Origin of the sequence: Bradyrhizobium campsiandrae (assembly GCF_014529705.1) — a bacterium.
Taxonomy (GTDB): Bacteria; Pseudomonadota; Alphaproteobacteria; order Rhizobiales; family Xanthobacteraceae; genus Bradyrhizobium; species Bradyrhizobium campsiandrae.
Window position 1 is genome coordinate 1 of record NZ_JAANIH010000120.1, and the last position, 10,721, is coordinate 10,721.

The following is a 10,721-nucleotide window of genomic DNA, read 5'->3' on the forward strand; positions in this document are numbered from 1 at the left end:
ACTATTTTGTATTGCTCGACGGACCGCCTCCGTCGTGGTGGCGCAGCCGTGTAAAACTTGTCCCATAGCGCTTCCTTCGAATCGTGCGATAAGGATGCACCATCAAAGCCCGGGACTAAACATTTAGAGAAGTGCCTTCAAATTCAACATCGCAGACTAAGGCAGAGGGATGCCGACGCCCCTAGCTCCAAACATTAGGCGTCCGGCCGCCGCTACCGCGTCAGCTTCTTGTACTTCACGCGGTGCGGAATGATGCTGTCCTGGCCGAGCCGGCGCATCTTGTCCTTCTCGTAGTCCTGGAAGTTACCCTCGAACCATTCGACGTGGCTGTCGCCTTCGAAAGCCAGGATGTGGGTGGCGATACGGTCGAGGAACCAGCGATCGTGGCTGATGATGACGGCGCAGCCGGCAAAATCCTCCAGCGCCTCTTCGAGCGCGCGCAGCGTATCGACGTCGAGGTCGTTGGTCGGTTCGTCGAGCAGCAGGACATTGGCTCCGGACTTCAGCATCTTGGCCAGATGCACGCGGTTGCGTTCACCGCCGGAGAGCGCGCCGACCTTCTTCTGCTGGTCGGCACCCTTGAAATTGAACGCCGAGCAATAGCCGCGCGAGTTCACTTCCTTCTTGCCGAGCAGGATCAGCTCGTTGCCGCCCGAGATTTCCTCCCACACGGTCTTCTTGCCATCGAGCGCATCGCGTGACTGGTCGACATAGCCGAGATGAACGGTCTCGCCGACCGTGATCGTGCCCTTGTCGGGCTTATCCTGCCCCGTGATCATCCTGAACAGCGTAGTCTTGCCGGCGCCGTTGGGACCGATGACGCCGACGATACCGCCGGGCGGCAGCTTGAAGGTGAGATTGTCGATCAGGAGCCGATCGCCAAAGCCTTTGCTGAGGCCCTCGAAGTCGACCACGTTGGCACCGAGCCGCTCGGCCACGGGAATGACGATCTGCGCGGTCTGGGTCTGCTTCTCGCTGGCCTGCTTGAGCAGCTCCTCATAGCGCTGGTAGCGCGCTTTCGATTTGGCCTGGCGCGCCTTTGGCGACGAGGCGACCCATTCCTGCTCGCGGGCGAGGGTCTTCTGGTGCGCGGCGTCCTCGCGGCCTTCCTGCTCCAGGCGCTTCTGCTTCTGCACCAGCCAGGACGAGTAATTGCCCTCGTAGGGGATGCCGCGGCCGCGATCGAGCTCGAGAATCCATCCGGTGACGTTGTCGAGGAAGTAGCGGTCGTGGGTGACGATTAGGATCGCGCCGGGATAGTTGCGCAAATGGCCTTCCAGCCACGACACGGATTCAGCGTCGAGATGGTTGGTCGGTTCGTCCAGCAGCAGGAGGTCGGGCTGATCGAGCAAAAGACGGCACAGCGCGACGCGGCGGCGTTCACCGCCCGAAAGCTTCGTCACATCGGCATCGTCGGGCGGACAACGCAGCGCATCCATGGCCTGATCGACCTTGCTGTCGAGATCCCAGAGGCCCTGGGCCTCGATCTCGTCCTGCAGCTTGGTCATTTCGTCGGCGGTCTCGTCCGAGTAATTGACCGCGAGCTCGTTGTAGCGGTCGAGGATCGCCTTCTGCTTTGCAACGCCCTGCATGACGTTGTCGCGAACGGAAAGCGCAGGATCCAGCTGCGGCTCCTGCTCGAGATAGCCGACGCGGGCACCTTCGGCGACCCAGGCCTCGCCGGTATATTCCTTGTCGAGGCCCGCCATGATCTTGAGCAGGGTCGACTTACCGGAGCCGTTGACGCCGAGAACGCCGATCTTGGCGTCCGGGTAAAAGCTGAGGTGGATGTTATCGAGCACCTTCCGGGTCGGGTAGCTCTTGGTCAGGCCCTGCATGAAATAGATGAACTGGCGCGCCATCGGTCCCGTGAAACCTTCAATTTGAGGAGATTTGCTTAGCCGCCGATGTAGCGATCCCGCCTCCAAAGGGCAATGTTTTCCCTCCGTTCACCACGGATGAATACGGTTCGGACACCAATCGGAAGGACGATCCGGACAATTGAAACCATCTTTTAATCAATCAGGCCAAAGCTCGGTTTCGCGCGGAAACAGCGCCCCCTGCTCAGAATGAACGGGGAGCACAGCGAGGCCCATGATCATGGCTCTGATCGAGACCCATTCCCTTCCCGTTCCGGCAGAAGCCGGCCGCGCCTCTGTGATCTCCGAGGTCAAGGGCTTCTGGAAGCGCTTCTTCGCCACCGCCTTCAACCCCTACCGGCCCGAACTGCACTACATGCGCGGCCCGGGTCCCGCCTGGCGCGCCAAGCACGGCATGGATGCGCCGATCCGGCTGAAGCCCCGCGATCTCTGAGACCTTCCCCTATCGGACTTTTGAAGACCCTGACTGCTTGCGCGACGGCCTGATTGCGCGCAACCATGGCCCTGATCCGACGATGGCGCCCCCCGCCCGGCGCCGCCACCTCTCGCCGTCAACTCTGGCCCTGGATGAACGCTGATGACGCGGCTGCGCTGTGCAATTCTCGACGACTATTTCAACCTGGCTCTCGACGCGGCCGACTGGTCGAAACTGTCCGACCGCATCGACACCACCGTGTTCAGCCATCCCTTCGCCTCCGAGCAGGCCGCCGCCAGCGCGCTGGCCGATTTCGACATCGTCTGCGCGATGCGCGAGCGCACGGCGTTTCCGAGGAGCCTGTTCGGCAAGCTGCCGAAGCTGAAGCTGCTGCTGACGTCGGGCATGCGCAACGCGGCGATCGACATGGAGGCGGCGAAGGCACAGGGCGTCACGCTCGCCGGCACGCAATATTCGCGCGACCCGACCGCGCCGCTCACCATGGGCCTGATCCTCGAACTGACCCGCGGCATCGGCCGCGAGAATGCCCGCATGCATGCAGGCGAGCCCTGGCAGACCTTCGCCGGCGTCGAGATCGAGGGGCTGACGCTCGGCGTCGTCGGCCTCGGCAAGCTCGGCACCAAGATGGCCGGCATCGCCAAGGCGTTCGGCATGAACGTGATCGCCTGGAGCCCGAACCTCACGCCGGAGAAGTGTGCGGCCGCCGGCGTCGGCTATGCCAGCAAGGAGGAGCTGTTCGCCAAGGCCGATATCGTCACCATCCATGTGGTGCTGAGCGATCGCTCGCGTGGCCTCGTCAGCCGCGCCGACCTTGCGCGCATGAAGCCGACCGCGTTCCTCGTCAACACCGCGCGCGGGCCGATCGTGGATGAGCAGGCGCTGCTGGAAGCCTTGCAGCAGCGCAAGATCGCGGGCGCCGGCCTCGACGTGTTCTCGGTCGAGCCGTTGCCACCAGACCATCCCTTCCGCAAGCTCGACAATGTCGTGCTGACGCCGCATCTCGGCTACGCCACCGCGGATGGCCTGCGCATCCATTACGGCCAGATGGTCGAGGCGATTGATGCCTTCACCAGGGGTGCTGAACTGCCGCGCAAGCTCGCCTGAAACGACAATGGGCGTGCCGAAGCACGCCCATTGCAATCTGAATTGTCGCGAAGCGCTTAGCGCACGGTGACCGGCGCGGGCAGCGGCGGCACCACCGTCGGCTGTGTGCCCGGAACCGGACCTGCCTGAGCGGCCATCGGCGCCGGACCGGGCGCTGGCGCGGCCGATGCGGTCGTCGTAGCCGCCGGCGGATTGCCCGGCATCACCACCACGCGGGTGCCGACCTTGGCGCGGTCGAACAGGTCAGAGACATCTTCGTTCAGCATGCCGATACAGCCGGAGGAGACGAATTTGCCGATCGTCGAGGGCTGGTTGGTGCCGTGGATGCGATACACGGTCGAGCCGAGATACATGGCACGGGCGCCGAGCGGATTGCCTTCGCCGCCGGCCATGAAGCGCGGCAGATAGGGCTGGCGCTCGATCATTTCCGCCGGCGGATGCCAATCCGGCCACTCGGCCTTGCGGGTGATCTTCTGCACGCCGGTCCAGGTGAAACCGTCGCGGCCGACACGGACGCCATAACGGATCGCGCGGCCATTGCCGAGGACGTAATAGAGGTAGGTGTTCGGCGTATCGACCACGATGGTGCCGGCCGGCTCCTTGGTCTGGAACGCAACCTCCTGACGGCGCAGGTTTGGCGCCAGCTGCACCGGCGCAGCGTCGGGCTGCTCTTCGGGCGGCAGGGCTGCGACCGACGTCGGCCGGCCACCGGGCTGCGGCGTCACCGCACCGGTCGCGGCGGGGCTGCCAACCGCTTCCGGCGGACGCATGCCATCATTGGCGGGCGCCTGACCCGAACGATCGCCATAGATCACCGGGGGCGGACCGGCGGGCCGGCCGTAACGGGGATCATCGGGCGACATCACCGGCCCCTGAGGCGGGGCGGCGGAATAAACCGGCGGAGCGCCGGCCGGACGGCCATAACGGGGATCATCCGGCGACATCACGGGACCCTGCGGCGGGGCCGCCGAATAGACCGGGGGAGGACCGGCCGGGCGGGCGTAGCGCGGATCTTCGGCCGGACCGGGCGGCGGCAGCGCGGCCTGCGGCATCGCGTCGTCGTCTTCATCCAACGCGTCGAAATTCGGGGTGCGGTCGCCGGGCCGGTATTCGGCGGGGGCGCCGTAGCTCGGGACCTGTTGGACCGGATAGCTCTGGGCCTGTGCGAGCGAGGTTCCCGCCGCAGCGACTGTTGCGGCAGCGCATATCGTCAGAAAATGTTTGATCATCATCGCTCTTATATCGTCCCCGGGCCCCGTCCGAGCCGTTGACGGCCAGATGACCGAAGATAGCGGCACATTCAAGACATAACAGGTTGATTATGCCTGATTTAGCGATTTGTGATGCAATCGCACACAGTTGCTCCGTTGCATCACGGGGTCAAAATCGCATCACGCCGTAGATTGCCGGAGTCCTGCACCCCGTTTTTTACGGAACGGCGTGAAGACGTTGCGATATGGTCGAATCAGCCTGATTCGCCACCCGCTTTGAGCTCGGATCCCCGCGTGGCGAACGCGGCAAGCAGTACCGTCACCGCGTTCAGATGGCTCATGGGCCCTGGCCACACCCCGCCGGGGCGGAAATTCGTAACCCGTCAATGCTTCCCGGCTTCCGCTTCCTGTTTGCCGCGATCCTGCTGTCTACCTCCATCCTGGTGTTCGGCTTGGGAGCCGCCGCGCTGGTGCGGGCGAGCCACGAGCAATATGTCAGCAACCCCTCCTGGCGGAACGGCCCGCAGGAGCAGGTGTTCGCGCAAAGCCCCGAGCCGGCCCAGCCGGTGCTCGCGGCGCTGCGCGTCGAACCGGTCGCACCTGTCGCCAGCGAGGCCGCGCCTGCGATGCAGGACGCGGTCCCCAGCATCGGCCTGCCCGCGGTCGAAACCGCCCCGGAGCAGATGGCCGCAGTGACGCTGCAAGCCCAGCCCCAACTTCAGGTCGCGGCCACCGCACCAACTGCGACCGCCACTGACGCCCCGCCCGCCGAGCCGGCCACGAGCGAGGCTGTGGCACCCGCGCCCGCTGACACGCTCACCCCGGCCGACACGACCGCTTCCGTGCCCGCGACGATCCCGGCCCCGGCCGTATCGGCCACCGACGTGCCACGAACCGCGACACCGGCCCTGGCCTCGCGCGTCAGCGACATCGCCGCGGCCCGAATGGCTGCGCTGAACGAGCTTACGACCACGACCGCCAAGCCTGCGCCGGCGAAGCCCAAGGCCGACAAAGCGGCCCAGGAGAGCAAGCCGCGCGAGCACAAGCCGAAGAAGCGTCACCGCATCGTGCGGCGGGCGCCTCCGCCTCAGCAGCTGCAGCAGGCGCTCGATCCCTTCGGCCAGCCACAGCAGACGCTCGCCGCCACCCGCGCGCGCTGAGGCTTATTCCACCTCTCTTCACGCCGGTCCGGTTGCAATCGTCGGGCCGCCCTCCTGGCCCCATTCGGACCAGGAGCCGTCATAGAGCGCGGTGTCAGTGATGCCGAGGCGATAGAGCGCGAGCGTCAGCACGCCGGCGGAGACGCCGGAGCCGCAACTCGTGACGATCGGCGCATCGAGCTTGACGCCGGCGCCGGTGAAGGCGGCGCGCAGATCCTCGAGCGGCTTCATCTCGCCGGTCGCGGCATTGAACAGTTGATTGTAGGGCACGTTGCGCGCACCGGGGATGTGGCCGGAGCGGATGCCCGCGCGCGGCTCGGGTGCGCGGCCTTCGAAGCGGTCGGCAGCGCGGGCGTCGATCACCTGCTCGGCACGGCTTTCAACATTGGCGATCAGCTGCTGCATGCTCCGCACGCGCTTCGGATCGTAGCTCGCCTTGAAGGTCTGCGGCTTCGGCTTGACCTCGCCGCTCTCCACGGGCCGCCCCTCGGCGCGCCACTTCTTCAGGCCGCCATTGAGGATGCGCACATTGTTGTGGCCGAACGCCAGGAACATCCACCACGCGCGCGGCGCGGCGACCCAGCCACCGGCATCGTAGAGCACCACGGTGTCGCCGTTTCCGATGCCGAGATTGCCGACGTCGCGGCCGAACTGCTCGGCGCTCGGATACATGTGCGGCAGCGGATTGGAATGATCCGACACCGCATCGACGTCGAAGAACACCGCGCCCGGCAGATGCGCGGCGAGATAATCGTCCTTCGGCAGCGGCAGCACGCCCGGCAGCTTGAAGCTGGCGTCGAGCACCTTGACGTTGGCGTCGTTGATGTGGGCGGCGAGCCATTCGGTGGAGACGAGGGGATCGGTGGCGGTCATTGGTTACTTCCTTGCAGTCATTCCTGGCGCGCGTTGCGCAAGCCAGGTTGAAGCCGTGCGCGTCAAACTCTCCTGTCACCGCCCGGCTCGACCGGGCGATCCAGTACTCCGAGACGGCTGTGATTCAACCGATGGGCTGCGGCGTACTGGATTCCCCGCTTTCGCGGGGAATGACGGATGAGAGAGCGATCCACCCCTCACCCCTTCTTCTTCGGCTCCCACGCTTCCGTCGGACCACCGGCATCGCGCCAGGCGGCGTAACCGCCGGCGATGTGGGCGACGGGCTTGAGGCCCATGTCCTGCGCGGTCTTGGCCGCGAGCGCAGAGCGCAGGCCGCCGGCGCAGTGGAACACGAACTTCTTGTCCTCCTGGAAGATCGGCTTGGCATAGGGGCTCTGCGGATCGATCCAGAATTCGAGCATGCCGCGGGTGCAGGCGAATGCGCCGGGGATGCGGCCGTCGCGCTCGATCTCGCGGGGATCTCTGATGTCGACGATGACGACGTCGCCGTTCTTGGAGATCTCGATGGCGTCCTTGGCGGAGAGCGTCTCGATCTCGGCATTGGCCTCGTCGCACAGCTGCTTGATGCCGCGGGTGATGTTTTGGGGCATGTGATTTTCCCTTCTCTTTCGTCATTCCGGGGCGCGCGTAGCGCGAGCCCGGAATAGCAGCAAAGCTAGTGCGTCAATTCCTTCATCGCATTCTCCAGCCCCTCGATCGTGATCGGGTACATGCGATTGGCAAAGATGCGTTTGATGATGGTGGTCGATTCCGAATAGTCCCAGTGCTTCTGCGCGACCGGGTTGAGCCACACCGTGTGCGGATAGGTGCGGATGATGCGGTCGAGCCAGACCGAACCGGGCTCCTCGTTGACGTGTTCGACCGAGCCGCCGGGCACCATGATCTCGTAAGGCGACATCGAGGCATCGCCGACGAACACGACCTTGTAATCGTGTGGGTATTTGTGCAGCACGTCCCAGGTCGGCGTGCGATCGGTGAAGCGGCGCTTGTTCTGCTTCCACACGCCCTCATAGAGGCAGTTGTGGAAATAGAAATACTCCATGTGCTTGAACTCGCTCTTCGCCGCCGAGAACAGCTCCTCGACCTGCTCGATATGCGAATCCATGGAGCCGCCGATGTCGAAGAACACCAGGAGCTTCACCGCGTTGCGCCGCTCGGGGCGCATGTGCACGTCGAGATAGCCGTGATTGGCGGTCTCGCGGATGGTGGTGTCGAGATCGAGCTCGTCGGGTGCGCCGGTGCGCGCGAACTTGCGTAGCCGCCGCAGCGCCACCTTGATGTTGCGGATGCCGAGCTCGACATTGCCGTCGAGGTCCTTGAACTCGCGCTTGTCCCACACCTTGACGGCGCGGTTGTTGCGGTTCTTCTCCTGGCCGATCCTGACGCCTTCGGGATTGTAGCCGTGCGCGCCGAACGGCGAGGTGCCGGCGGTGCCAATCCATTTCGAGCCGCCTTGATGGCGGCCCTTCTGCTCCTCGAGGCGCTTCTTCAAGGTCTCCATGAGCTTGTCCCAGCCCATGGCCTCGATCTGCTTCTTCTCTTCTTCCGAGAGGTATTTCTCGGCGAGCTTCTTCAGCCACTCCTCCGGGATCTCCGCCTTCTCCATGGCGTCGAGCAGGCTTTCCAGCCCCTTGAACACCGTGCCGAAGACGCGGTCGAACTTGTCGAGATTGCGCTCGTCCTTCACCAGCGAGGCGCGCGACAGATAGTAGAAATTCTCGACCGAATAGTCGCTGAGGTCAGCGTCGAGCGCCTCCATCAGCGTGAGGTATTCGCGCAGCGTCACGGGGACCTGCGCATCGCGCAGAGAGGTGAAGAATTGCAGGAACATGGGTGACAGATTGCCCGTCGGGGGGCGAACGTCAAGGGGCGGAGGGCAGAGCCGGGCGCTGGACCCGGAGGCTATTTGCTCTAGAATTGAGGGCCTCACAGGGTCGTTTTGGGGACTGATGTCATGGGAATCATCGCAGCGCTGATCATTGGCGCGATCGCCGGCTGGCTGGCCGGCAAGATTGTCCACGGGGCGGGATTTGGGCTGATCGGCAACATCGTCGTCGGCATCATCGGCGCGCTGGTGGCGAGCTGGGTGCTGCCCCAGCTGCATATCGAGCTCGCCACCGGCACGGTCGGGGCGATCGTGGATGCCACGATCGGCGCGGTGATTGTGCTGGTGATCCTTTCGCTGATAAGACGGGTCTGAAAGCCTGACCGAACCAGGAACGGCCGCCCTGCGCGGCCGTTCCCATGTCGCGACCGAGGCCAGGACATTGGCCATGTCGGGAACGACGACCAACAAGGACGCGCAATGAAGTTTACTGGCACCAAGGACTATGTTGCGACCGACGATCTCAAGGTCGCCGTCAATGCCTCGATCGTGCTCGAGCGCCCGCTGCTCATCAAGGGCGAGCCCGGCACCGGCAAGACGGTGCTGGCGGAGGAAGTGGCGAAGGCGCTGAACGCGCCGCTTTTGACCTGGCACATCAAGTCCACCACCAAGGCGCAGCAGGGCCTCTACGAATACGACGCGGTGTCGCGCCTGCGCGACAGCCAGCTCGGCGACAGCCGCGTCTCCGACATCAAGAACTACATCAAGCGCGGCAAGCTGTGGGAGGCCTTCACCGCCGAACAGCGCCCGGTGCTCCTGATCGACGAGATCGACAAGGCCGACATCGAGTTTCCGAACGACCTGCTGCTCGAGCTCGACCGCATGGAATTCCATGTCTACGAGACCGGCGAGACCATCAAGGCCAAGCAGCGCCCGATCATGATGATCACCTCCAACAACGAGAAGGAGCTGCCGGACGCGTTCCTGCGCCGCTGCTTCTTCCACTACATCAAGTTTCCCGACGCCGACACGATGGGCCGCATCGTCGACGTCCACTTCCCCGGCATCAAGAAGCGCCTCGTCGAGGAAGCCCTGCGCATCTTCTTCGAGGTGCGCGAGGTGCCCGGGCTGAAGAAGAAGCCGTCGACTTCCGAGCTTTTGGACTGGCTCAAGCTGCTCCTCAACGAGGACATGAGCGCCGAGCAGCTGCGCGAGCGCGACCCGCGCAAACTGATCCCGCCGCTGCACGGCGCGCTGCTCAAGAACGAGCAGGACGTGCATCTGTTCGAGCGGCTGGCGTTCCTGAGCCGACGGGAAGTGTAGATCGCACTCTGCAAGCTCCGTCATCCTGAGGTGCGAGTGGCGCGATGCACAGCATCGCGCCACAAGCCTCGAAGGATGCACGGCCGAGATGCAGCCGGGCCGTCGCCCTTCGAGGCTCGCCAAAGAGGCGAGCACCTCAGGGTGACGGTGATGGATGGCGCACACGCTCTCTCCCCGTCATTGCGAGCGTAGCGAAGCAATCCAGAATCCCTCCGCGGAAAGACTCTGGATTGCTTCGTCGCGAGGGCTCCTCGCAATGACGGAGCAAGCGGCAACGGCGTCGTTCTCCGACTCGCATCTCTGCGGCAACGGCGTCGTTCTCCGACTCGCATCTCAATCGCAGACACGCCTTCACCTCCTCGCGGCTGATCTCGCCCGAGCTTTGCTTCATTCCTCACCCTCCAAAAGCAGAGGGCGCAGGGAAGGCCGGGTGCCGACTGGCACCCACGGTCCGCTGTGCGCATAAAACGCATTGAGAATGCACAGCGGCATACAGGTGAAGCCGAACACACGGCCTTCCCTGCGCAGTGGTTCGACGGCTTATGCCGTGCTCTCCCGGGAGCCGAATTCCTTCTGGCCTCCCTCGCCCCGCAGATTGGCGATGCAATTCACCCGGTTGGGCTCCGTGCATCTCCGCGAAGGCTTGACCGTAGCGACGACGGCCGGGACCACACGGTTTTGCCGTACGCGCGTTCATCAGCGCCGCAGGGTCTTCCGGCTGTGTGCACACGCGCCGAAAGAATGCAGGCGAGACGAATTGACAGCGCCGTTCGTTCGCACGCGGGTCTCGGGCTCACAGGGACTACCCGCCCTGCCCATACCCCTCGTGCCGACGCTGCCGCGTCCACCGCAAACCCGGCTCGCGACACGTGACGACGTACGATCGCC

The 10,721-nt window shown here is 64.6% G+C and carries 10 protein-coding genes; 5 read left to right on the forward strand and 5 right to left on the reverse strand.

Annotation, left to right across the window (positions count from 1 at the left end):
* Positions 1 to 212 precede the first annotated feature (212 nt).
* A complete protein-coding gene (ettA, locus tag G8O24_RS41660) occupies positions 213 to 1,862 on the reverse strand; it encodes an energy-dependent translational throttle protein EttA (RefSeq protein WP_188108287.1) in 1,650 nt (549 codons plus the stop codon).
* 238 nt (positions 1,863 to 2,100) lie between these two features.
* On the opposite strand from ettA, the gene G8O24_RS41665 reads away from it, so the two are divergent.
* The gene (locus tag G8O24_RS41665) at positions 2,101 to 2,313 is read left to right on the forward strand and encodes a hypothetical protein (protein WP_188108288.1); all 213 of its coding nucleotides are present in this window, start codon (positions 2,101 to 2,103) and stop codon (positions 2,311 to 2,313) included.
* Between the two features lie 144 nt (positions 2,314 to 2,457).
* Positions 2,458 to 3,420, forward strand: coding sequence for a D-2-hydroxyacid dehydrogenase family protein (locus G8O24_RS41670; RefSeq protein WP_188108289.1), 963 nt, complete (start codon positions 2,458 to 2,460; stop codon positions 3,418 to 3,420).
* 56 nt (positions 3,421 to 3,476) lie between these two features.
* Here G8O24_RS41670 and G8O24_RS41675 read toward each other — a convergent pair whose 3' ends face one another.
* Positions 3,477 to 4,649, reverse strand: a complete 1,173-nt coding sequence (locus tag G8O24_RS41675) for a L,D-transpeptidase (RefSeq protein ID WP_188108290.1) — start codon at positions 4,647 to 4,649, stop codon at positions 3,477 to 3,479.
* A gap of 368 nt (positions 4,650 to 5,017) precedes the next feature.
* Here G8O24_RS41675 and G8O24_RS41680 point away from each other — a divergent pair, with 368 nt between their 5' ends.
* Positions 5,018 to 5,791 (forward strand): hypothetical protein, encoded by a 774-nt coding sequence (locus G8O24_RS41680; RefSeq protein WP_188108291.1) that lies wholly within the window; start codon positions 5,018 to 5,020, stop codon positions 5,789 to 5,791.
* An 18-nt stretch (positions 5,792 to 5,809) separates the two neighbouring features.
* On the opposite strand, the gene sseA is transcribed toward G8O24_RS41680, so the two are convergent.
* The 3 genes from sseA to G8O24_RS41695 form a co-directional block, all read right to left on the reverse strand.
* Entirely contained in the window at positions 5,810 to 6,664 is an 855-nt protein-coding gene (sseA, locus tag G8O24_RS41685) for a 3-mercaptopyruvate sulfurtransferase (protein WP_188108292.1), read from the reverse strand.
* A gap of 197 nt (positions 6,665 to 6,861) precedes the next feature.
* Positions 6,862 to 7,275, reverse strand: a complete 414-nt coding sequence (locus tag G8O24_RS41690) for a rhodanese-like domain-containing protein (protein ID WP_188108293.1) — start codon at positions 7,273 to 7,275, stop codon at positions 6,862 to 6,864.
* 65 nt (positions 7,276 to 7,340) lie between these two features.
* Entirely contained in the window at positions 7,341 to 8,516 is a 1,176-nt protein-coding gene (locus G8O24_RS41695; RefSeq protein WP_057754158.1) for a vWA domain-containing protein, read from the reverse strand.
* 123 nt (positions 8,517 to 8,639) lie between these two features.
* On the opposite strand from G8O24_RS41695, the gene G8O24_RS41700 reads away from it, so the two are divergent.
* Both G8O24_RS41700 and G8O24_RS41705 read left to right on the forward strand, forming a co-directional pair.
* Entirely contained in the window at positions 8,640 to 8,885 is a 246-nt protein-coding gene (locus G8O24_RS41700; RefSeq protein ID WP_128950191.1) for a GlsB/YeaQ/YmgE family stress response membrane protein, read from the forward strand.
* Between the two features lie 105 nt (positions 8,886 to 8,990).
* Positions 8,991 to 9,833 carry an AAA family ATPase gene (locus tag G8O24_RS41705; protein WP_188108294.1) on the forward strand — a complete coding sequence of 281 codons (843 nt, stop codon included), beginning with the start codon at positions 8,991 to 8,993 and terminating at the stop codon, positions 9,831 to 9,833.
* Positions 9,834 to 10,721 lie beyond the last annotated feature (888 nt).